At 70.7% G+C, this 21,857-nt stretch carries 19 protein-coding genes and 1 pseudogene; 2 read left to right on the top strand and 18 right to left on the bottom strand.

The features are described from left to right. Positions 1 to 12: 12 nt before the first annotated feature. Complete coding sequence (locus K0H49_RS22395) at positions 13 to 297, top strand: DUF6719 family protein (protein WP_219217208.1); 285 nt, start codon at positions 13 to 15, stop codon at positions 295 to 297. A 37-nt stretch (positions 298 to 334) separates the two neighbouring features. Here the strand turns inward: K0H49_RS22395 and K0H49_RS22390 are convergent, their stop codons facing one another. The 3 genes and pseudogenes from K0H49_RS22390 to K0H49_RS22380 form a co-directional block, all read right to left on the bottom strand. Further along, complete coding sequence (locus tag K0H49_RS22390) at positions 335 to 1,318, bottom strand: Bug family tripartite tricarboxylate transporter substrate binding protein (RefSeq protein WP_219217206.1); 984 nt, start codon at positions 1,316 to 1,318, stop codon at positions 335 to 337. Between the two features lie 42 nt (positions 1,319 to 1,360). Then, positions 1,361 to 3,391, bottom strand: a pseudogene (locus tag K0H49_RS30990) (CoA-binding protein); the annotation flags it as partial. An 87-nt stretch (positions 3,392 to 3,478) separates the two neighbouring features. Continuing rightward, a complete protein-coding gene (locus tag K0H49_RS22380; RefSeq protein WP_219217204.1) occupies positions 3,479 to 4,498 on the bottom strand; it encodes a tripartite tricarboxylate transporter substrate binding protein in 1,020 nt (339 codons plus the stop codon). A 245-nt stretch (positions 4,499 to 4,743) separates the two neighbouring features. Between K0H49_RS22380 and K0H49_RS22375 the strand changes: the two genes are divergently transcribed. After that, positions 4,744 to 6,297 (top strand): long-chain-fatty-acid--CoA ligase, encoded by a 1,554-nt coding sequence (locus tag K0H49_RS22375; RefSeq protein WP_219217203.1) that lies wholly within the window; start codon positions 4,744 to 4,746, stop codon positions 6,295 to 6,297. A gap of 7 nt (positions 6,298 to 6,304) precedes the next feature. Here K0H49_RS22375 and K0H49_RS22370 read toward each other — a convergent pair whose 3' ends face one another. From K0H49_RS22370 to aliA, 15 genes are all read right to left on the bottom strand, one after another. Then, a complete protein-coding gene (locus K0H49_RS22370) occupies positions 6,305 to 7,285 on the bottom strand; it encodes an MBL fold metallo-hydrolase (RefSeq protein ID WP_257625074.1) in 981 nt (326 codons plus the stop codon). Positions 7,286 to 7,375: 90 nt separating this feature from the next. Continuing rightward, positions 7,376 to 8,221 (bottom strand): helix-turn-helix transcriptional regulator, encoded by an 846-nt coding sequence (locus tag K0H49_RS22365; protein WP_219217201.1) that lies wholly within the window; start codon positions 8,219 to 8,221, stop codon positions 7,376 to 7,378. 39 nt (positions 8,222 to 8,260) lie between these two features. After that, positions 8,261 to 9,292, bottom strand: coding sequence for a phosphotransferase family protein (locus tag K0H49_RS22360; protein ID WP_219217199.1), 1,032 nt, complete (start codon positions 9,290 to 9,292; stop codon positions 8,261 to 8,263). 3 nt (positions 9,293 to 9,295) lie between these two features. Next, positions 9,296 to 10,108: an enoyl-CoA hydratase-related protein gene (locus K0H49_RS22355; RefSeq protein WP_219217198.1), complete on the bottom strand. Its 813-nt coding sequence runs from the start codon at positions 10,106 to 10,108 to the stop codon at positions 9,296 to 9,298. Between the two features lie 167 nt (positions 10,109 to 10,275). Beyond that, entirely contained in the window at positions 10,276 to 11,502 is a 1,227-nt protein-coding gene (locus K0H49_RS22350) for an ABC transporter substrate-binding protein (protein WP_219217195.1), read from the bottom strand. Then, complete coding sequence (locus K0H49_RS22345) at positions 11,499 to 12,791, bottom strand: acyl-CoA dehydrogenase family protein (RefSeq protein WP_219217192.1); 1,293 nt, start codon at positions 12,789 to 12,791, stop codon at positions 11,499 to 11,501. Before K0H49_RS22345 ends, K0H49_RS22350 begins: the two co-directional genes overlap by 4 nt. Continuing rightward, entirely contained in the window at positions 12,788 to 13,192 is a 405-nt protein-coding gene (locus K0H49_RS22340) for a DUF6285 domain-containing protein (RefSeq protein ID WP_219217190.1), read from the bottom strand. Before K0H49_RS22340 ends, K0H49_RS22345 begins: the two co-directional genes overlap by 4 nt. Further along, on the bottom strand, positions 13,192 to 14,199 hold the full coding sequence (locus K0H49_RS22335) for a phosphotransferase family protein (RefSeq protein WP_219217188.1): 1,008 nt from the start codon (positions 14,197 to 14,199) through the stop codon (positions 13,192 to 13,194). Before K0H49_RS22335 ends, K0H49_RS22340 begins: the two co-directional genes overlap by 1 nt. Continuing rightward, a complete protein-coding gene (locus tag K0H49_RS22330) occupies positions 14,192 to 15,226 on the bottom strand; it encodes a branched-chain amino acid ABC transporter permease (protein WP_219217185.1) in 1,035 nt (344 codons plus the stop codon). Before K0H49_RS22330 ends, K0H49_RS22335 begins: the two co-directional genes overlap by 8 nt. A gap of 16 nt (positions 15,227 to 15,242) precedes the next feature. Then, positions 15,243 to 16,115 (bottom strand): branched-chain amino acid ABC transporter permease, encoded by an 873-nt coding sequence (locus tag K0H49_RS22325; protein ID WP_219217183.1) that lies wholly within the window; start codon positions 16,113 to 16,115, stop codon positions 15,243 to 15,245. 3 nt (positions 16,116 to 16,118) lie between these two features. Continuing rightward, entirely contained in the window at positions 16,119 to 16,835 is a 717-nt protein-coding gene (locus K0H49_RS22320; RefSeq protein ID WP_219217181.1) for an ABC transporter ATP-binding protein, read from the bottom strand. Beyond that, a complete protein-coding gene (locus K0H49_RS22315) occupies positions 16,832 to 17,635 on the bottom strand; it encodes an ABC transporter ATP-binding protein (protein WP_219217179.1) in 804 nt (267 codons plus the stop codon). The genes K0H49_RS22320 and K0H49_RS22315 overlap by 4 nt, the downstream gene beginning before the upstream one ends. 178 nt (positions 17,636 to 17,813) lie before the next feature. After that, on the bottom strand, positions 17,814 to 18,992 hold the full coding sequence (locus tag K0H49_RS22310; RefSeq protein ID WP_219217177.1) for an acetyl-CoA C-acetyltransferase: 1,179 nt from the start codon (positions 18,990 to 18,992) through the stop codon (positions 17,814 to 17,816). 121 nt (positions 18,993 to 19,113) lie between these two features. Further along, the gene (locus K0H49_RS22305; protein WP_219217175.1) at positions 19,114 to 20,124 is read right to left on the bottom strand and encodes a Bug family tripartite tricarboxylate transporter substrate binding protein; all 1,011 of its coding nucleotides are present in this window, start codon (positions 20,122 to 20,124) and stop codon (positions 19,114 to 19,116) included. Positions 20,125 to 20,169: 45 nt separating this feature from the next. Then, complete coding sequence (gene aliA / locus K0H49_RS22300) at positions 20,170 to 21,831, bottom strand: cyclohexanecarboxylate-CoA ligase (protein WP_219217173.1); 1,662 nt, start codon at positions 21,829 to 21,831, stop codon at positions 20,170 to 20,172. Positions 21,832 to 21,857 lie beyond the last annotated feature (26 nt).

Here is a 21,857-nt window from a genome sequence, read left to right as displayed (position 1 = left end):
AAGGAGCACACCGTGAACGAACAGCAGTGCAAGGTCCGGCACATCGATCATCGTGGTGCCCTCAAGGTTGCGGCCGCCCTCCTCCTCTTCGCCGTCGTCGCCTCTTGGGCCGCATCGGCGCCGATCGAAGTGCTCAAGGAAATGCCGCCGAACGGCACCGTGCGCCAGGGTGATGTGCTCTACGTCGACGATGGCCGCTGCCCCGCGGGCGAGATCAAGAAGATCACCGGGGGCAACCAGAAGACCGGGGTGGCGCGGCAGGTGGTGTGCGTGAAGCAGCCGGAGGCCCAGCCCTGAGGCCACGCAACCATCGCGGTCCACCGGAGCAAGCGCCTCACTCCACCCGCAGATTCAAATCCTTGATCAGCCGCGACCACAGCAGGTTCTCCCGCCGCACCGCCGCCATCAGCTCGCCCGGACCCTCGCCCGAGGGCTCGAGCCCCAGTCCGATCATCCGTTCCTGAAGGTCCGGCTGCGCCACGGCCTGCCGCACGGCCACGGCGACCTTGTCGATCGCCGGCTGCGGCGTGCCCGTGGGCGCGAAGAAGCCCCAGAACCCGCCATGTTCGTAGCCCTTGAATCCCTGCTCGGTGAAGGTCGGGATCTGCGGTGCCAGCGGCATGCGGCGCGTGCCGAACACGCCCAGCAGCTTGGCGCGGCCCGACTTGGCGTGGGGCAGCGCCTCGCCCATGGTGAGGAAACCGCCCTGCACCTGGCCGCCCAGGATGTCGACCATCAGCGGCGCGCCGCCCTTGTAGGGCACGTGCGTCATCTCCAGGCCCTCGTCGCGCATCAGCTTCTCGCCGTAGAGATGGCCCGACGAGCCTTGCCCGGCCGAGCCGAAGCTCAGCTTGCCCGGCTGGGCCTTGGCCATGGCGATGAACTCGCGCATGTTGTTGGCGGGCACCGACGCGCCCACGGTGAACACCAGCAGGCCGTAGTTCGACAGCGAGACCGGCGCGAAATCCTTGAACACGTCGTAGCCCGGCTTGGCCATGAGCAGCGGCGCGAGCACGAAGGAATTGACCGCGAACAGCAGCGTGTAGCCGTCGGCCGGGGCCTTGGCCACGAAGGACGCGGCGATGGCGCCGTTGGCGCCCGGCTTCGGGTCGACCAGCACCGGCTGGCCCAGCGGCTTGGCGATGCGTTCGGCGATCGTGCGCGCGATGCCGTCGACCAGCCCGCCGGCGGCAGAGGACACGATCACCTTGATGGGCTGGGTCGGGTAGGCCTCGGCCGCGCGCGCGGGCAGCGCGCCGAGGGCGGGGGCGAGCAGCCCGCTGGCGCCCCATTGGGCGAATCGTCGTCGTTGCAGCATGGGGTCTGTCTCCTGTGGTTCTTCGATGGATGCGGCGCGTCAGCCGGCCGAGCCCCACACGGCCAGCGCATCGAGCGCCTCGACCGTGCGGCCCTGCACCCGCAGCGGGTTGACCTCGAGCGACACCAGCGCGGGACCCAAGGCCAGCGCGGCATTGCCGATCGCGGCCACGGCCTCGGCGATGGCGTCGCGGTCGGCCGCGGGGGCGCCGCGCCAGCCGTCGAGCAGGCGGCTGCCGCGCAGCTCGGCCAGCATGTCCTTCACGTCCCCCGGGGTCACGGGCAGCACGCGCAGGCTGGTGTCCTGCAGCACCTCGACCCAGATGCCGCCCAGCCCGACGGCCAGCACCGCGCCCCATTGCGGGTCGCGCAGCGTGCCGACGAAGAGTTCGAGGCCGTCGCGGCGCATCGGTGCCACGAGGATGCCGTCGATCTGCGCATCGGGCCGGGCCGCGCGCACGCGGGCGTGCATCGCCGTCCAGGCTTCGGCCACGGCGGCGTCGCCCTGCAGGTTCAGCGCCACGCCGCCGACCTCGGTCTTGTGCGGGATCTGTGCCGAGGCGATCTTCAGCACCACCGGCGCCTCGAGCCCGCGCGCGAAACGCACGGCCTCGTCGACGTCGCGCGACAGCTGCATGGGCACCACCGGCACGCCGCGCGCGCCCAGCCAGGCCAGGGTCTCGCGCTCGGAGGCCGGGCGGTCGGTCGAAGGCGCTGTTGCAGCGATGGATGCCTGTGCCTGGCGATGACGGTGCACCGCGTCGGACCAGCGCCGCACCGCACCGGCCGCGCTCATCGCGTGGTGGATGCCGCAGGCGATGTGGCGCACGCCGCTCTCTTCGATCAGCGCGCGCGAGCGCTCGGTGACCTGCATCACGTAGTGGCTGCAGACGATGGCGGGCACGGGGCTCCGCGCCAGGCCGCGCGCCACTTCCTTCAGCACGGCGCCGGTCAGCGGCGTGTCGTTGACGGGCGCGTTAGGCACGTCGGCCACCACCACGGCCAGGCCGATACCCGGGTCGCGCACCAGCGCGGCGAGCGCGTCGCCGAAGAGCTCGGGCTTGAGCATGGCGGCGCCGGTCACGTCCAGCGGGTTGTGGGCCGTGCCGTAGCCCGGCAGCACCTCGCCCAGCGCGGCCACGGTGGCGGGCGCCAGCGCGGGCAACGCCAGGCCTTCCTCGTCGGCGCGCTCGGCCATGATCTCGCACATGCCGCCCGACATCGAGACCGCGGCCACGCCGCCGGCCGGCAGCACACCGGTCTGGCTGGCGAAGGCGGCGGTGAAGACCAGGTCCTCGATTCCGCGCACGCGCATCAGGCCCAGGCGCTGGCAGACCGCGTCGAACACGCGGTCGTCGCCCACCAGCGAGCCGGTGTGGGCCTGCGCGGCCTGGGCGGTGATCTCGCTGCTCCCATCTTGAGCACCACGATCGGCTTGGCCGCGGCCAGTGCGCGCTCGGCCGCGGCGGCGAAGCGCGCGGGGTCGCGCACGGTCTCGGCGAAGACCGCGATCGACTGCGTGTGCGGGTCGTCGACCAGGTAGTCGATCACCTCGGCGATGTGGATGTCCGACTCGTTGCCGGTCGAGACCAGCCGGCTCAGGCCGATGCCGTGCACCTGCGCCATGAACGACAGCTGGCCCGCGAGCGCGCCGCTCTGCGACACGATGCCCAGCGTGCCGGCCGGCAGCGGGTCGCGGATGGATGCAGTCCAGACCGCCGAGCGGTCGACGTAGTTGATGAAGCCCAGGCAGTTGGGCCCGAGGATGCGCAGGCCGCGCTCGCGCGCCATGGCGCTCAGGCGCTGCTGGCGCTCGCGCCCCTCTGCGCCGGCCTCGGCGAAGCCCGAGCTCAGCAGCACCGCATTGCCGATGCCGGCCGCGTGCAGGTCGTCCAGCGCTTCATCGAGCGCCTCGGCCGGGATCATCAGCAGCGCCATGTCGACCGGCTCGCCGATGGCCTTGGCCGAGGTGGCGGCGTGGCGGCCGTAGACCTCGCCGCCGCGGCGGTTCACCGGGTACAGGCGGCCGTCGTAGCCGAGCTTCTGCAGCGTGGCGTGCGCAGCGTTCGACCAGACCGAGCGTTCGGTCGCACCGACGAAGGCGATCGAGCGCGGGTGCAGGAAACGGTGCAGTGAGGAGGATGCTTGATTCATTGCGTTGTCATTCGTTGAGCTTGAAGCCGAGTTCCTCGACGAAGCGCTTGTCGCTGGCCGTCTGCGCGACGGCGAAGCGGCGGTACTGCTCGCTGTCCATGTGGACCGCGGGCTGGCCCTGCACCTCGAGCGCCTTGAGGAATTGCGGGTCGGAACTGGCGGCAAGGAAGGCGTCGTGCAGCGTCTTCACGACCTGCGGGCTCATGCCCTTGGGGCCGGCCAGGCCGACCGGCGAGCGCACCGCGATGTCGTAGCCCAGTTCCTTCAACGTCGGCACCTGCGGCCAGCGCGGCGAGCGCTGCTCGTCCATCACGGCCAGCAGGCGCAGCTTGCCGGCCTCGACCATGCTGCCCCAGCCGGCCTCGGTCATGACCTGGATGTGGCCGCCCATGGTGGCCTGCACCACCTCGGAGGCGCCCTTGAACGGGATGTAGTTGAGCGGGAAGCCCGCGGCCCGCGACAGCCGCGAGATCCCGATGTGGCCCGAGCTGCCCTGCCCGATCGCGCCGAAGGAGATCTTGTCGGGCGTGGCCTTGGCCGCGGCGATGAGTTCGGGCAGCGTCTTCCAGGGCGCGTCGGCGGCCACGACGATGCCGAAGCTGTAGCTGGTCACGCCGATGATGTAAGTGAAGTCGGCCACCGGGTCGTAGTTGACCTTCTGCACATGCGGCAGCCGGAACAGCGTCGAGGGGATCATCGAGATCGTGTAGCCGTCGGGCGCGGCGCTGCGTGCCATCGCGGCCGGTGCCATGGTGCCCGCCACGCCCGGCTGGTTGACCACCACCACCGGCTGGCGCAGCGTCTGCGAGGCGGCCTGCGCCAGCGCGCGGATCTGCACGTCGGTGGCGCCGCCCGCAGTGAAGGGCAGCAGCAGCGTGATCGGCTTCGACGGGAACGGCGCCGCGGACTGTGCCTGCCCCTGTGCGTGGAACGAGAGCGAGAGCACGGCCGCGGCGGCGGCCATGGCCCCGCGGCAGAAGCCGCGCTTGCAGAGATCGGCGGCGCGGATGGCGGTTGGGTTGGGCATTGTCTTGTCTCCGGTGTGTCGCAGGCCGCGTGCTGCGGCCCCGGAGAATTCTCGGCCGCTGCATCGTGGCGAACGCTCGTCCAAAGGGACGAATTTGGCGTGCTCACCCGTGAGGGCCCATCGCACGCCACGCGCCGAATCGTCGATTCGGACGACAGCCAAGCCGCAGCCGGCGCACAAGAATCGAGGCCGGGCGGGACCCTCACGCGCCCCGCCCCTTCACGCCCTCCCGGAGACCGCTTTTCATGGAACTCACCCAGCCCCTGCACAAGGCCCTGCAGGAAAAACCCCAGGCCACGGCCCTGGTCTGCGGCACGCGCCGCAGCAGCTTCGCCGTCTTCGTCGACCGCGTGGCGCGGCTGGCCGCGGTGCTGCAGGCCCAGGGCGTGCAGCCCGGCGACCGGGTCGGCATGATGGCGCTCAACTCCGACCGCTATGTGGAGTTCTTCTACGCGGCCTGGTGGGCCGGTGCGGTGGTCAACCCGGTCAACATCCGCTGGAGCGCGCGCGAGGTGGCCTACTCGCTCGACGACTGCGACACGCGGCTGCTGCTGGTGGATGCGAAGCATGCGGCGCTGGGCGCGCAGCAGCACGGCCTGTCACGCTCGCTGCAGACGCTGGTCTGGTTCGACGACGGCCCCGCGCCCGAGGGCCTGCACGATGCCGAGGCGCTGATGGCGCAGGCCGTGCCCGTGGCCGACGCGCGCCGCGGCGGCGCCGACCTCGCGGCCGTGATGTACACCGGCGGCACCACCGGCCAGCCCAAGGGCGTGATGCTGACGCACACCAACCTCTATGCGGGCCAGCTCTCGGCCAACATGGCGGCCACGCGGCCAGTCGACGCGGTGGGCCTGAACATGGCGCCGCTGTTCCATGTGGGCGGCGTGGGCCTGACGCTGCAGCTCATGCTGCGGCTCAGCACCCAGATCGTGATGCCCGCCTTCGACGAGGTCCAGGTGCTGGAGGCGATCCAGAACGAGCGCGCCAGCGAGACCTTCATGGTGCCCACCATGGTCAAGCGGCTGATCGAGCATCCGCGCTTCGGCGATTACGACACCTCGAGCCTGCAGCTGGTGCTCTACGGCGCGGCGCCCATCGACGACGCGCTGCTGATGCAGGCCATCGAGAAGCTGCCCCAGGCCGGCTTCTGCCAGCTCTACGGCATGACCGAACTCTCGCCCGTCGTGACCGTGCTGCCCGCCTGGTGCCACCACCCCGAGCAGCCGGCACACCGCCGCCGCTCGGCCGGCCGGCCGGTGCCGATCGCCGAAGTGCGCATCGTCGATGCCGAAGGCCTGCCGGTGCCCCACGGCACGGTGGGCGAGATCGCGGCGCGCGGCCCGATGGTGATGGCCGGCTACTGGAACAAGGCCGCGCAGACCGCCGAGGCGCTGCGCGACGGCTGGATGCACACCGGCGACGGCGGCCGCATGGACGACGACGGTTTTCTCTACATCGTCGACCGGCTCAAGGACATGGTCGTGACCGGCGGCGAGAACGTGTACTCGGCCGAGGTCGAGAACGCGATCACGCAGCTGCCGCAGGTGTCGATGTGCGCCGTGGTCGGCGTGCCCGACGCGCATTGGGGCGAGCGCGTGCACGCGGTGGTGGTGCTGCGCGAAGGCCAGGCGCTCACGGCCGAGGCGCTGATCGCGCACTGCCGCACGCTGATCGCGGGCTACAAGTGCCCGCGCAGCGTGGCTTTCGCGAGCGAACTGCCGCTGTCGCCGGCGGGAAAGATCCTCAAGTACAAGCTGCGCGAGCCGCATTGGGCCGGCCGCGACAGAAAAGTCGGCTGACGATCCCTCAACGCCCCGCCGACAGCGGCGAGAACTCGGCCGGCACCCAGGCGAAGGCCGGCCCTTCGCGCCGCACATGGCCCAGCCCCGGGAACGGCAGGTGCGCGCCCGCCACCCACCAGCCTTCGCGGGTCGCGCGCTCGAGCAGGCCGCGGCGCGAGGCGATGGCCTGCGGTCGGTCGGTGTCGGCTTCGTAGGAGGCTTCGGGCACCGCGAACTGCACCGCGTGGTAGTGCAGCACGTCGCCCCAGACCAGCAGCTTCTGCGCACCGTCCTTGCCGCCGTCGGCCAGGAAGGAGGTGTGGCCCGGCGTGTGGCCATGCGAGGCCAGCGCCGTGAAGCCGGCTGGCAGCACATCGCCGGGCCCGAAGCGGCGCAGCCTGCCGGCCGCCGCATAGGGCGCGATCGCGCGCCGCGCCATGCCGAACAGGAAGCGCAGTGATTCGGGGGTGGACGCCTCCGAGGCCGGGTCTTCCCAATAGGCTGCCTCTTCACGCGCGAGCCACAGCGTGGCATTCGGGTAGGCCACCGCGCCCTGCGCGTCGAGCACGCCGCAGAGGTGGTCGGGGTGGGCATGGGTCATCAGCACCGCATCGACGTCCTCGGGCCGGAAGCCGGCCGCGCGCAGGTTGGCCAGCACCTGGCCCAGGCCTGCGCCGAAGCATTGCGCGGTGCCCGCATCGACCAGCACCCGCAGGCCGCCGCGCTCCACCAGGTAGGCGTTGACCGCCGTCTGCAGGCCCTTCTCGCCCTCGGGCACATGGCGGTCGGCCAGCAGCGCATCGACCTGCGCGGGCGCGATGCCGGTGAGCTGGGCGCGCGGCAGCGGCACCACGCCGTCGAACAGCGCGGTCACGCGCAAGTCGCCGATGGCCTGGCGGTAGTAGCCGGGCACCTGTGCGTTCGGCTGGGCCGGCGCGGCGAGCGCAAAGGTCGTGGCCGCGGCGGCGATGAGCAGGCGCAGGCGGGAAGAAGCATGAAGCGGCATGAAAAAGGTCCAGGGACAAGGAAGCCTCATCCTCGGTGCGACGCGCCTTGCGAGGCGCTCAACTTCGTGCGTGAAACGCTCGCCCCGGGCTCAGGCCTCGGCGTTGCCGATGTCGCCGGGCTGCAGGCCGTAGCGCGCGACGAAGCGCCGCACGAAGCTCGCACTCGAGCGGTAGCCCACGCGCCCGGCCACGGTCTTGACCGGCCAGCGCGTGGTGTAGAGCAGCGTCATCGCGTGCGCAAGGCGGGCTTCGGTGATCGCGTCGCTCAGCGAGGTGTGCTCGGCCGCCAGGCGCCGGCGCAAGGTGGCGCCGCTCATGCCCAGCGCGGCCTCGAAATCCACCGAGCGCCAGTCGCGCTCGGGCTGCGGGGCCACCAGGGCCTGCACCTGTGCCGCCAGGCTCGGCGGCGGCGGCACCAGCATCGCGGTGTGGCCCCAGCCGCACAGGCGCACCAGCATGGCCGCGAGCGCCAGCCGCGCTTCGCCATAGCGCGCGGCCTGCAGCGCGCCGCTCCAGGCCATCAGGTCGGCCTCGAGCCGGGCCGCGGGCATGGCGACGATGCTGTCGCCGCCCTGCACCACCGGCACCGACCACAGCAGGCGCGCCGCGTCGAGCACCTCGGCGCACAGCGGGATGGTCAGCGTGAGGTAGAGGCCGCTCTGCGCATCGGGCCGGTTCATCACGTCGATGCGGCAGCTGCGCGTGACCAGGAACAGCTGGCCGGGGTCGATCGTGAGGTCGATGCCCGCGCCGCGCAGCCACTTCTGACCCGACAGCACGATGGCCAGCGTCGGCCCCTCGATGGTCACCGAGCTCGCGCCATGCTCGCGCCGCGCCGTGATGCAGGCATAGCCCTCGGCGCGCGGGCAGTCGGCCAGGGTCTGCAGGCGGTCGAGCAGCGGCGAGGGGGAATCGAGGAGCAGAGCGTCGGTCATGGAGAAGCGGGATTTTCCCACCTCTCCCTGTGCGCCCCTTCAGTCGATCAGCGCCGCGGCCCGTCGTGCGAAGCCCGCGGCCTGCGCGCCCACCTGCACGGCGTCGCTGGCGGCCGCGCTGCCGCTGCGTGCGCGCGCCGCGATGCCTTCGAGAATGACCGCGAAGCGGAACAGCGAGAAGGCCAGGTGGAAGTTCGTCACCGGCTCCGCATGGCCGCCGGCCTGGCGGTAGTGCGCGGCGTACTCGGCCTGCGTCGGGATGCCCTCGGCCGCCAGGTCGACGCCCAGCATGCCCTCGAACTCGTCGGCCCCGGTGTGCCAGGCCATGCAGCTGTAGGCCACGTCGGCCAGCGGATGGCCCAGCGTCGACAGCTCCCAGTCGAGCACCGCGATCACGCGGGGCTCGGTCGGGTGGAACATCAGGTTGCCGAAGCGGAAGTCGCCGTGCGCGATGGTCGTGTGGTCGCCGGCCGGGATGTTCGCCGGCAGCCAGGCGATGAGCCGGTCGATGTTGGCGTCTTCGCGGGTGCGCGAGGCTTCCCATTGCCGCGTCCAGCGCGTGACCTGGCGCTGGAAGAAGTTGCCGGGCCGGCCGTAGTCGCCCAGGCCCGCGGCGGCCCAGTCGACCGCATGCAGGCGCGCCAGCGTCTCGGCCATGGCGAAGTAGTAGGCACGGCGCTCGGCCGCAGGAATCTCGGGCAGCGTGTAGTGCGGGAACACGCGGCCCTCGAGCTTGTCCATCACGTAGAACGGCGTGCCGACCACGCTGCGGTCGTCGCAGTACAGCACCGCGTGGGGCACGGGCACGTCGGTGCCGGCCAGCGCGCGCAGCACGCGGTACTCGCGGTCGACCGCATGGGCCGAAGGCAGCAGCTCGCCCGGCGGTTGCTTGCGCAGCACCAGCGCGCGGTTGTCGAAATCGACGAAGAAGGTCGGGTTCGACTGGCCGCCGCCGATGCGTGCCAGGCGCATCGGGCCGCTCAGGCCCGGGATCTGGGCGCGCAGGTGGCTGGCCAGGCGTTCGGCGTCGAATTCGGGCACGGTGGCCGCGGTGTGGTTCTCGCTCGCCATGGCTCAGTGGCGCCCGAAGACCGGATCGCGCTTCTCGCCGAAGGCCTTCACGCCCTCGGCGAACTCGGGCCGGTCGATGAGTTCGCGCTGGCGCTCGGCCTCGTAGTGCATCTGCGCCTCCAGCGGCACGCTGCCCGCCGATTCGTAGGCGTTGCGGATCTCGCGCGCCGCATGCGCGGGCAGGCGCGCCAGCCGCTGCGCGGTGGCCAGCGCCTCCTGGCGCAGCGCCGCGTCGTCGACGCAGGACCAGATCAGGCCCCACTGCGCCGCCTGCTCGGCGCTCAGCCGGTCGCCCAGCAAGGTCAGCGCGACCGCGCGTGCGCGGCCGATCGAGCGCTCGAGGAACCAGGTGGTGCCCAGGTCGGGCACGATGCCCAGCCGGGGCATGAAGGGCAGGTAGAAATAGGCCGAGCGCGCCGCCAGCACCACGTCGGCCGCCAGCGCCAGGCCCACGCCCGCACCCGCGGCCGGGCCGTTGACCGCGCTCACCACCGGGAAAGGCAAGGCGCGGATGTCGGCGATCAGCCGGTTCGACAGCTCGGCCATGGTGTCGGCCGTGCGCTGGCCCAGGCTGCCGCCGCCCTCGCCCGGGCCCATGCTCGACAAGTCGGCGCCCACGCAGAAGGCCTTGCCCGCGCCGGTGATCACCAGCGCGCGCGTCGTGCCCTCGTCGCACAGCCGCGCCAGGCGGTCGCGCAGGCCGCGCTGGATGTCCAATGTCAGCGGGTTGAGCCGCGTCGGCACATGCAGGCTCAGGATCGCGACGTCGCCGTCGCGCTCGTACAAAAGGGACGACTCGCTTGTGTTTTCGTTCATGTCTGCCTCTCTGATGGTTGGGAACACGGGGACGGCCCGACGGCCTTCAGCGGACCTTGATCACGTCGCCGACCGGCGCCTCGGCCCGAACGATTCGATCCCTGCAGATTCTGCTGTGGAACTGACTGGACAAGAGACCGATGCGGGACAGGGGGCGCCGGACGCCCTCACTTCATCTGCAGCACCGGCCCGAGCGGGTCGAGCTCGATGCCGTTGAAGCGCACTGGCTGCATGGAGGCGTAGGCGTGCAGGTCGCTGGCCGAGTTGGCCATCAGCACGCCGGGCAGCAGCATCGGCAGGCGCACGTCCTTGAGGTTGCTGGCCACGCGGCGCACGTTGTCGCGCGAGAGGTCGTCGCCCGCGGCCTGCAGCACATGCGCCATCAGCGCGGCCACCAGGTAGCCCGACACGCCGCTGCCGTTGCTGGCGTCGACGTCGGGCGCATGGGTCTTGAGCAGCTCGAGGTAGGCCAGCACCTCCGGGTCGCGGCCCCAGCGCTGGCTCATCGGTTCCTTGTAGACGGCCAGCGAGATCACGCCCTTCGACTTCTCCGCGCCCGCGGGCTCGAAGGCCATCTTGACCGAGGCCGCAGCGAAGTTGAGGTAGCGGTCGGGCTGCCAGCCCAGGTCGGCGGTCTTGCGGATGGCCTGGGCGGCGGTGCGGGCGGTGGCCGCCATCACCAGCACGTCGGCGCCGGAGTTCTTGAGCTGCACGACCTGCGAATCGACCGTCGGGTCGGTGACCTCGAAGGTGGCCTGCGCCACGACCTTCGCCTTGGCCTGCCCGGCCAGGCCCTGCTGCAGGCCCTTGAGCACTTCGCGGCCCAGGTCGTCGTTCTGCATCAGCACCGCCACCTTGGCGTCGGGCCGGTTGGCCAGGATGTGGCGCGCGAAGGCCCTGCCCTCGCCCTGGTAGCTGCCGAGGAAGGGCACGGTCCAGGGCGACTTCGCCGCATCGTCGAACTGGGCCGCACCGCTCTGGATGAACAGCTGCGGCACCTTCTTGGTGTTCATGTAGCGCTGGATCGCGGTGTTGGGCGCGGTGCCCAGGTTGCCGAAGATGGCCAGCACCTGGTCTTCCTCGACCATGCGGCGCACCACCTCGACCGTCTTGGGCGGCGAGTACTGGTCGTCGTAGATCAGCAGGCTGACCTTGCGCCCGCCGATGCCGCCGGCCTCGTTGAGCTTCTTGAAATAGGCCTGCGCGACCTTGCCCACCACCGAGTAGCCCGAGACCGGGCCCGACAGCGGCATGGGCATGCCCAGCTTGATCTCGGTGTCGGTCACGCCGGGGTCGTACTTCTTCTGGGCCGCGGCGGGCAGTGCCACTGCCAGGGTGAATGCAGCCAGGGCCGCGAGCGTGCGCCGGCGCGCCGGTGGAATGCGTGAGTTCATGCCTTGTCTCCTTGGTTTTTCTTCGGCCCCATGTAGCCGAACAGGTAGCCCGCGACCTTGCGCATCTGGATCTCCTCCGAACCCTCGGTGATCCGGTAGCGGCGGTGGTGGCGATAGATGTGCTCGAAGGGCTTGTGGCGCGAATAGCCGATGCCGCCATGCACCTGCATCGCGCGGTCGGCGGCCTCGCAGCACAGCCGGTTGGCCCAGAAGTTGCACATCGAGACCTTGTCCGAGAGTTGCTTCTCGACCTCGGGCTTGGGCATGCGGTCCATCTCCCAGGCGGTCTTGCGGATCAGCAGGCGCAGCATCTCGACCTGCGTGGCCAGTTCGACCAGCGGGAACTGGATGCCCTGGTTGCGCGCCAGTTCCTCGCCGAAGGGCTTGCGCTCGCGGGCGTACTTCACGCTCTCGCGCACGCAGTAGTCGGCAGCGCCCAGGCTCGAGGCGGCCTGGCGGATGCGGTTCTCGTGCACGAAGTGCTGCGCCACCGCGAGGCCGCCGTCGAGCGGGCCCAGCACTGCGTCCTCGGGCACCCACACGTTCGTGAAGCTCACGCGCGGATGGTCGGTGGGCATGTTGAAGGTCCAGAGGTACTCCTCGATCTTCACGCCCTCGGCCTGCGCCGGGACCAGCAGCGCGCTGATGCCGCGCGCGGCGCCGTCCTCGCCGCTGGTGCGCGCGAACACCACGCAGTGCGTCGCCACGTGCATGCCGGTGGTCCACATCTTCTCGCCGTCGATGCGCCAGCCGGCGCGGCCGCCGTGCGCCTCGGGCACGGCGCGGGTCTCCATGTGGGTGGCGTCCGAGCCGTGCTGGGGCTCGGTCAGGCCGAAGGCCAGGTGCACGCTCTCGTCAAGCATGCCGGCGATGAATTCCTGGCGCTGCGCAGGCGTGCCGAAGTCGCGGATCGCGAGCACGAAGGGGTTGTTGGCGACGATCGAATGCTCGTTCTGCAGGTCGTTGTGCAGGCCCAGCCCGCGCGCCGCGAAGTGTTCGCGGATCACGGCCATCCAGAGGTTGCCGCCGTCGCGGCCGCCGAATTCGCTCGGCAGCGCGAAGCGCAGGTGGCCGGCCTTGTCGGCGCGACGGCGCGCCTCGCCCAGCAGCGCCTCCCACTCGGGGCGCGGCAGGCCGCCGTTGTCGAAGTCGGTGCGCGCCCATTCGCGCCGGTGGTCGAAGAAGCGCTCGTTGTCGTCCTGCGCCTGCAGCGGCACGATCTCGCGTTCGATGAAGGCGTCGAGCTCGCCCAGGTAGGCGACAAGTTCGGGCGGCAGATCGAAGTTCATGGCGTCGGTGTTCCGGGGGATGTGGGGTCGAGGCTGCGCCGGTAGCTGCCGTAGCCGGGCTGGTCCACGGCCAGCTTGGCGCGCGTGGTGCGCCACAGGTGATCGGCCAGGCCGGGCGTGGCCAGGTCGAGGGCGCCGTCGGCGATGCGCCGGCACAGCGTGCGTTGCAGCGCGTCGAGGTCGGGCTCGGTGCTGCCCAGCAGGGCCTGCAGCGAAGCGCGTTCCTCGGCCGCCTGCGAGGTGTCGGCCTCGGCCAGCAGCTCGCGGCGCGCGATGTCGAGTGCATTGGCCGCCACGCGCGCATGGAAGGCCAGTGCGCCGCTCGAAGCAGGCACCACCTGCTCGCGCAGGAAGGCGGCCACGGCTTCGAGCAGTTCGGTGGGGCTGGGGCGGTCCTGCATCAGGCTCCTCCTTGGGGCGCGATCAGCGCCAACAGGTCGATCTCGGCCTCGGACGCGCGGCGGCCGATCACGGCCTTCTCGAGCTCACGCTCGCTGCCGCTGAGCCAGGCATGCGCCATGGCCTCGCAGACGATGCCCCACTTGAGCGTGCCCAGCACCTGCCAGTAGCGCAGGCGCTCCGCGTCCACCGTGCCGCCTTCGGCGGTGTAGCCCTCGAACAGCTCGGCCAGCGTGCCGAAGCCGCCCACGGGCAATTCGTCGCGGCCGAAGCGCCAGGCGTTGACGCAGAGCCAGCCCAGGTCCTCCATCGGGTCGCCGATGTGGGCCAGCTCCCAGTCGAGCACGGCGCGCAACCCCTCCTCGCCGACGATCAGGTTGCCGTTGCGGAAGTCGCCATGCACCAGCACCAGCGCGGCCTCGGTGGCCGGCGCATGCCGGCGCAGCCACTGGAACGCGGCCTCGAACACCGGCCGCGCCGTGCCGTGGCCGCGGTGCAGCGCGATCTGGAAATCGAGCTCGGCGTGCGCGCCCGAACGGCGCAGCGGCGGCAGGCCCGCGAGCGGCACGCGATGGATCCGTGCCAGCGCGCGGCCGCACTGCTGCGCGAGCACGCGGCGCGCCGGCGCGAAGCGCGCATCGCGCACGATGCGGCGGCCCAGCGTCTCGCCCTCGATGCGCGCCATCACGAAGCCTTCGCCCAGGCCGTCGGCGGGCTGCAGCACATGGCTCACGGCGGGGGCCGGCACGCCCAACGCGCGGGCGGCGTCGATCAGCGCGGCCTCGGTTGCCAGGCCGGCCGAGCCGTGGTCGCGCGGGCCCTGCACGCCGGGGGCGCGCCGCAGGATCAGCGGCAGCGCGCCCTGACCCTCGGTGCCCAGCTCGAAGGCCCAGGTCTGCTGGCTGGCCCCGCCCGAGAGCCGGCGCAGGCCGTCGACCGTGCGCCCGCCGGGAGCAATAAGCGCAGCGATCGCCTGCAGCGCGGCGGCGATCGCCTCGGGATCATCCATGGGCTTTGAAGCGCGCCTGGATCTTGCGCAGCAGGCCCACTACGCCGCCGGGCATCGCGAACATGATCGCGATCAACACCACGCCGTAGATGGCCCAGGGCGCGGCCTTCGACACCTTCTCCGCCAGCGAGGGCACGAACATGATGAAGATGGCGCCGAAGATCGCGCCCCACAGCGTGCCGACGCCGCCGATCACGATGCCCACCAGCAGCGAGATCGACAGGAACAGCGTGAACGAATCGGGTGCCACGAACTGCACCGCGATGGCCGACAGCGCGCCGCCCACGCCGGTGTAGGCGGCCGACACGCCGAAGGTCATCGACTTGTAGTGGCTGTTGTCCACGCCCATGGCCTCGGCCGCCATCGCATGGTCGCGGATCGCACGGATCGCGCGGCCGGTGCCGCTCTGCAGCAGGTTGTGCGCGATGACGAACATGACCACCGTGACGAAGAGCGCGAACAGGTAGAGCCACTGGTCGGGCGTGAGCGGCAGGCCGAAGGGCGCATCGGGCTTCATCAGCACGATGCCCTGCACGCCGCCGGTCCAGGCCTCGAGGTGCTTGTATTTCAGCAGCTGCGGCATCGCCACGCCCAGCGCGAAGGTGGCGAGCGCGAGGTACAGCCCCTCGAGCTTCAGCGCGGGCCGCCCGAAGGCGTAACCCACCACCAGGCAGACCACGGCCGCGGCCGGCACCGTGGCCCAGTACGGCATGCCGCCGTGCTCCATGAGGATGGCCGTGGTGTAGGCGCCGATCGCATAGAAGGCGCCGTGGCCCAGCGAGATCTGGCCGTTGTAGCCGGTCAGGATGTTCAGACCCAACAGCGCGATCGCGTACGACAGCACCATCGTGGCCTGGAACAGCTGGAAGCCCTTGGCCACGAAGGTCAGGCCGATGGCGAGCAGGGCCAGCACGGCGAGCGTGCCGATCCAGCCGGGTGCGAAGCCGCCGATGCGGCGTGCGGTGGTGGGGGCTGGCGCGGCAGCCGTGACAAGGGGCGCGCGGGAGGTGGCGTTGATCGAGTTCATGTGCGGAGATCCTGGGTCAGACGCGGGTGACGACGGTGCGGCCGAGCAGGCCCGCCGGGCGCACGATGAGCACGCCGACGATGAGCACCAGCGCGACGGACAGCTTGAGTTCGGTGCCCACGACGTAGGTGCCGATCAGGTTCTCCAGCACGCCCACGAGGAAGCCGCCGAGCACCGCGCCGATGGGGCTGTCGATGCCGCCGATCAGCGCGCCGGCAAAGGCGTAGAGCAGCACGCCGGTCATCATGTGGGGGTCGAGGAAGACCACCGGCGCGACCATCATCCCGGCCACCGCGCCGATCGCGCCGGCCAGGCCCCAGCCCAGCATCAGCATGCGCCCGACGTTGATGCCCACCAGCCGCGACGAGGCCGCGTTCTGCGCCGCGGCGCGCATCGCCAGGCCCAGTGGCGTGAAACGGAAGAAGGAGAACAGCGCGACGACCACCACCAGCGTGACCACGATTGCGCCCACCTCGTGGGCCGACATCATGGCGCTGCCATACCAGGCATCGGACGGGAACGGACTCGGGAACTGCTTGATCGTGTAGCCGAACAGCCAGCCCGCGAGGCTGTGGAAGATCACCAGCAGGCCGATGAACACCACCACCACCGAAAGCGCGGGCTTGTCGTGCATCGGCCGGATCACGGTGAACTCCACCACCGCCGCCAGCACGAAGGACAGCACCACCGTCGCGACGAAGGCCAGCCAGTACGGCAGCCCGGCCTGGATCAGCATCCAGGCGATGAAGGTCGAGAACATCGCCATCTCGCCCTGGGCGAAGTTGATGTGGTGCGTGGCCTGGTAGATCATCACCAGGGCCAGCGCGACGCTGGCGTAGATGCCGCCGGACGCGAGCCCGGCGAGCAGTTGATGCAGGAAAGCGTTCATGCGTTATTCCCCGAGGTAAGCGCGGCGCACTGCGTCGTCGCGGCGGATGTCGTTCGAGGGGCCGGACAGCACGATGCGCCCGGTCTCCAGCAGGTAGGCGCGATCGGCGAGGTCGAGCGCGAGCTTGGCGTTCTGCTCCACCAGCAGGATCGACACGCGCTCCTCCTGGTTGATGCGCCGCATGATCGCGAAGATGTCCTTGACGATCAGTGGCGCGAGGCCGAACGAGGGTTCGTCGAGCAGCAGCAGCTTGGGCTTGCCCATGAGCGCGCGGCCGATGGCCAGCATCTGCTGCTCGCCGCCCGACAAGGTGCCGGCCTGCTGGGCGCGACGCTCCTTCAGGCGCGGGAAATAGCCGTAGATGCGCTCCATGTCGGCCTCGGCGCCGGCCCTGCTGGGCCGCGCGTAGGCGCCCAGCCGCAGGTTCTCCTCGGCCGTCAGGCCCAGGAAGGTGCCGCGGCCGTCGGGCACATGGCCCACGCCCAGCTTGGCGATCTGCTCGGTCGAGCGGCCGTCGATGCGCTGGCCGACCAGGGTGATGCTGCCTTCGGTCGAGACCATGGCCTGGCACAGCGCGCGCAGCGTGGTGGTCTTGCCCGCGCCGTTGGCGCCCAGCAGCGCGACGATCTCGCCGTCGGCGATGTCGAGGTCGATGCCCTGCAGCACGCGCGTGGCGCCATAGGCCGCGCGCAGGCCGCGCACTTCGAGGATGGAACTCATGCGGCGACCTCCTCGTCCGCGCCCAGGTAGGCGCGGATCACTTCCGGATGCGCACGCACTTCGGCCGGCGTGCCCTCGGCGATCTTCTTGCCGAAATTGAGCGCCACCACCTTGTCGGAGACGCCCATCACCAGCCCCATGTGGTGCTCGACCAGCAGCACCGTGACCTGGAGGCGGTCGCGGATGTCGCGGATCAGCGCGCCCAGGCTTTCCAACTCCTCGTGGTTGAGGCCGGCCGCGGGCTCGTCCAGCAGCAGCAGCTTCGGCTGGGCCGCGAGCGCGCGGGCGAGCTCGACGCGCTTCTGCGTGCCGAAAGGCAGGTCGGCTACGGTGCGCTCGGCCACGCTGCCCAGGTCGAGGAAGTCGATCAGCGCCTGGGCGCGTGCACGCGCCTCGGCCTCGATGCGCGCCGCACCGGGCAGCCGGAAGGCGTTGCGCAGGAAGCCTGCGTGGTGCTGGCTGTGGCAGCCCACCAGCGCGTTCTCGCGCACGGTCATCGTGCGGAACAGCGCCAGGTTCTGGAAGGTGCGGCCGATGCCGATGCCCGCCATGCGGTGGCGTGGCATCGTCGACAGCGGATGGCCGTCGAAGGTGATGCGGCCGGTGTTGCATTCGTAGAGACGCGACAGACAGTTGAACAGCGTGCTCTTGCCGGCCCCGTTGGGGCCGATCAGTCCGCAGATCTGCCCGCGCTGCACGTCGAAGGACACGCCGTCGAGCGCCACGATGCCGCCGAAGCGCACCGAAACGCCGTCGATGTGCAGCAGGGCCTTGTCTCCGCGATCGTTGTCATGGGTCATGCTTCGATCTCATTTTTATGGGGTGGACCGAGGTCGACGACCACGGTGTTCTCTTGGCCAGGCACACCGCGGAACCGGCTCTGCCGGGCCGCTGGTGTCGCCCCCTGCAAGGGGGTACAGGCCACACAAGGGGGCCGGCTGGCCCGGTGTGCCCAGGCTCTCCGTCCTCGGGCCGGGCCTACAGCCTTTCGATGATCGTGACGTTGGCCAGGCCACCGCCCTCGCACATCGTCTGCAGCCCGTAGCGCTTGCCGCGCTGGCCCAGCGCGTGGACCAGCGTGGTCATGAGCTTGGCGCCCGAGCCGCCCAGCGGATGGCCCAGCGCGATCGCGCCGCCGTGCACGTTGAGGCGGGCCGGGTCGGCGCCCAGCGTCTGCAGCCAGGCCAGCGGCACCGGTGCGAAGGCCTCGTTGACCTCGTAGAGATCGATGTCGTCGATCTTCATGCCGGCCTTCTGCAGCGCGCGCTGCGTGGCGGGGATCGGGGCCTCGAGCATGATCACCGGGTCGTGGCCGATCACGGTCATGTGGTGCACGCGGGCCAGCGGCTTGACGCCCAGGGTCTTCAGGCCGCGCTCGTTGACCACCAGCAGGCCGGCCGCGCCGTCGCAGATCTGGCTGGCGGTGGCCGCGGTGCAGCGCCCGCCCTCGGCGATCAGCTTGACGCCGGCGATGCTCTCCAGCGTGGCCTCGTAGCGGATGCCTTCGTCGGTGGTGTGCATCTCGCCGGTTTCGCTGCCATCGGCCAGGCGCACCGCGACCGGCACGATCTCGTCGGTGAAATGCCCGCCGCGGGTGGCGGCGATGGCGTTCTGGTGGCTGTGCAGCGCGTAGGCGTCGAGCTGGTCCTTCGACAGCCCGTACTTGAGCGCGATCTGCTCGGCGCCGGTGAACTGGCTGAACTCCACGCCGGGGTAGCGCGCGGCCATGCCGGGGCTCACATAGGTGCCGAGGCCGTTCTTGTAGGGCAGGATGCTGGGCGTGCCCATGGGCACGCGGGTCATGCTTTCCACGCCGGCGGCGATCACGATGTCCATCGCGCCCGACATCACGGCCTGGGCCGCGAAGTGCAGCGCCTGCTGCGAGGAGCCGCACTGGCGGTCGACCGAGGTGGCGGGCACCGACTCGGGCAGGCGCGAGGCCATGACCGCGTTGCGCGCGATGTTGTTGGACTGCTCGCCAGCCTGGCCGACGCAGCCCATGATCACGTCCTCGATCAGCGCCGGATCGGCGTCGGCGCGCGCGATCAGCGCATCGAGCACCTGGGCGGCCAGGTCGGCGGGATGCCAGCCGGCAAGGCGGCCGTTGCGGCGGCCACCGGCGGTGCGGGCGGCGGCGACGATATAGGCTTCGGGCATGAGAGGTTCTCCGGTGGTGTCAGGGGTTCGGAGAATTGTTGGCGCCACGCCGATACGGAGCGTCGTCGGAACGGACGATTTTCGGCCACCGGGCCCGGGGATCGCCCTCCCCCGCGCACGCTCAATCGACCACGATCTTCTGCTTCGCGATCAGCGCCGACAGCACCGCCCCTTCCTCGGCCAGCAGCTTGCGGAACTCGGGCGTGCTCATCGCCACCGGCTCCGCGCCCAGGTCGGCGTAGCGCGCCTTCACCGAGGCCAGCGCCAGCGCCTTGGCCAGCTCGCTGTTCATGCGTGCCAGCACTTCGGGCGGCGTGCCGTTGGGCGCCCACAGGCCGAACCAGATGTCGAGATTGGCGCCGGGAAAGCCCTGTTCCGCCACGGTGGGCACGTCCGGGAAGAACGGGGAGCGCTTGGCGCTCACGATGCCCAGCAGCTTGGCCTTGCCGGTGCGGATGTGCGGAAACGCGATGCCCGGGTCGCACACGAAGTCGGCCTGGCCCGAGAGCACGTCCTGCAGCGCGGGCGCGGCACCGCGGTACGGCACGTGCTGCACGTCGGCGCCCGTGGCCTGCTTGAAGAGCTCGCAGGCCAGGTGCGGCGGCGTGCCCGTGCCGGCCGAGGCGTACGAGAAAGACCCGGGCTTGGCCTGGGTCAGTGCGATCAGTTCGCGCACGTCCCTGGCGGGCAGCTGCGGCTTGGCGACCAGGTACATCTGGGTGCGACCGATGGTGGCCACCGGCGTGAGGTCGCGCGAGGGCAGCAACGTCGACTTGAAGAGCGAGGGGTTGGCGGTTTCCACCGAGGTCGGCGCGATCAGGAAGGTGTGGCCGTCGGGTACGGCCCGCGCCACCTCGGCGGCCGAGATGTTGCCGCTGGCGCCGGGCCTGTTGTCGATGAGCACGGTCTGGCCCAGCGACTCCGAGAGCGATTGCGCGAGGATGCGCGCCATCACGTCGGTGCTGCCACCGGGCGCGAAGCCCACGACCACGCGGATGGGCTTGGCGGGCCACGTGCCGGCCGAACCCGATGGTGCCGGTGCGGCGGTCTGCGCGCCGGCCGCCACAGCCAAGGCGGCGCCACCTGCGAGGGCCAGCGTGCGCAGGTGCACGAATGAAGTCTTCAAAGGCATGTCTCTGTCTCCGTTGTCGTTGTTCGTCGAAACACCCAGGCGACTTCAGGCCGAGCCCGCGCCGCCCGATTCATCCGCGCGCAACAGGTCGCGCAACTTGAATTTCTGGATCTTTCCGGAGGGTGTCGAGGGCATCGACTCGCGCACGATCAGGCGCTCCGGGATGTACTGCACGGCCACCTTCTGCGCCTTGAGGAAGTCGAAGATCGACGGCAGGTCGACACTGCGCCCCGGCTTGGGCACCACCACCGCGCAGGCGCGCTCGCCCAGACGCTCGTCGGGGTAGGCCACGATGGCGGCCATGGCGATGTCGGGGTGGCGGTAAAGCAGCGACTCGATCTCGACCACCGGAATGTTCTCGCCGCCGCGGATGATCACGTCCTTGGTGCGGCCCGCGATGCGCACGTAGCCGCGCGCGTCGATGCGCGCGAGGTCGCCGGTGTCGAACCAGTCGTCCGCATCGGTGGCGTTCAGGTGCGGGCGCTTCAGGTAGCCGCCGAAGTTGGAGCAGGCGCGCAGCAGCAGCTTGCCGACCTCGCCCGCAGGCAGCGCGTGCCCGTCGACGTCGACCACCTGGATCTCCACACCGGGCAGCGGGCAGCCGTCGGTCTGGATGGAGCGCTCGTCGTCGTCGGCCAGTTGCGTGAGCGTGACCGCGCCGTTCTCGCTCATGCCCCAGGCCGAGACGATCTTCGCGCCCAGCGCCTGGCGCGCCTGCTCGACCAGCGGGCCCGGAATGGGCGCGCCCGCGCAGAGGAACACGCGCAGCGTGGGCACGGCAACGCCCGACTCGGCCACGGTCTTCGCCAGGTCCGAGAGGAAGGGCGTTGACGCCATCGTGAAGCTCACGCCCTCGGCGTTGATGGCGGCAATGGCCTGCCGCGGCTCCCAGATGTCCTGCAGCACCGTCGAAGCACCGAGGATGATGGGCATCATCAGGCCGTACATGAAGCCGGTCTGGTGCGCCATGGGCGAGGCCATGAGCACCACGTCGTCGGCGCCCAGGCCGAGCCGCTGCGCGTAGGGCACGATGTTGGCCATGGTGGTGTTGGCCGAGTGCATCACGCCCTTGGGCTCGCCGGTGGTGCCGGAGGTGTAGATGAGCTGCGTGACGTCGTCGGGGCCGGGGCGGCTGCGCTGCAGCACCTGTTGCGCATCGGGCGCGTTCTCCCATTCCGGCCCGCTCAGCAAGGCATCGAAGCTGTTGGCGCCGCGGCCGCCGACCACCACCACCTGCGCCAGTTCGGGCAGGTCGGCTTTCAAGCCATTCGCCATCTGCTCGAAGTCGAAGCCGCGAAAGCGTGACGGCACGATCAGCACCTTGGCCGCGCCATGCCTGAGCATGAAAGACAACTCGCGCTCGCGGAAGATGTGCATCAGCGGGTTCATCACGGCGCCGATGCGCGAGCACGCCAGGTAGGTCAGCGTGAACTGCCACCAGTTGGGCAGCTGGCAGGCCACCACGTCGTTGCGCCCCACCCCCAGCCGCGCGAGGCCGACGGCGATGCGGTCCGCCATGCGGCCCATCTCCTGGTAGGTGAAGCGCTCGGTCGTGCCCTCTTCCAGCCTCAGGGCCGTCAACGCCAGCTTGCCGGGGCTGCGCGCGATGCACGCGTCCAGCGAATCGTTGATGGTGCGGTCGTGCCACAGCCCCTGGGCCACCATGCGCGCGCGGCGCGCGGGCAGCAGTACAGCGTCGAATTCCATGATGTCTTGTCTCCTCTTGTTGTGTG

It is taken from the genome of Variovorax boronicumulans (assembly GCF_019352895.1).
Taxonomy (GTDB): Bacteria; Pseudomonadota; Gammaproteobacteria; order Burkholderiales; family Burkholderiaceae_C; genus Variovorax; species Variovorax boronicumulans_A.
This window is presented reverse-complemented; position numbering and strand designations above follow the sequence as displayed.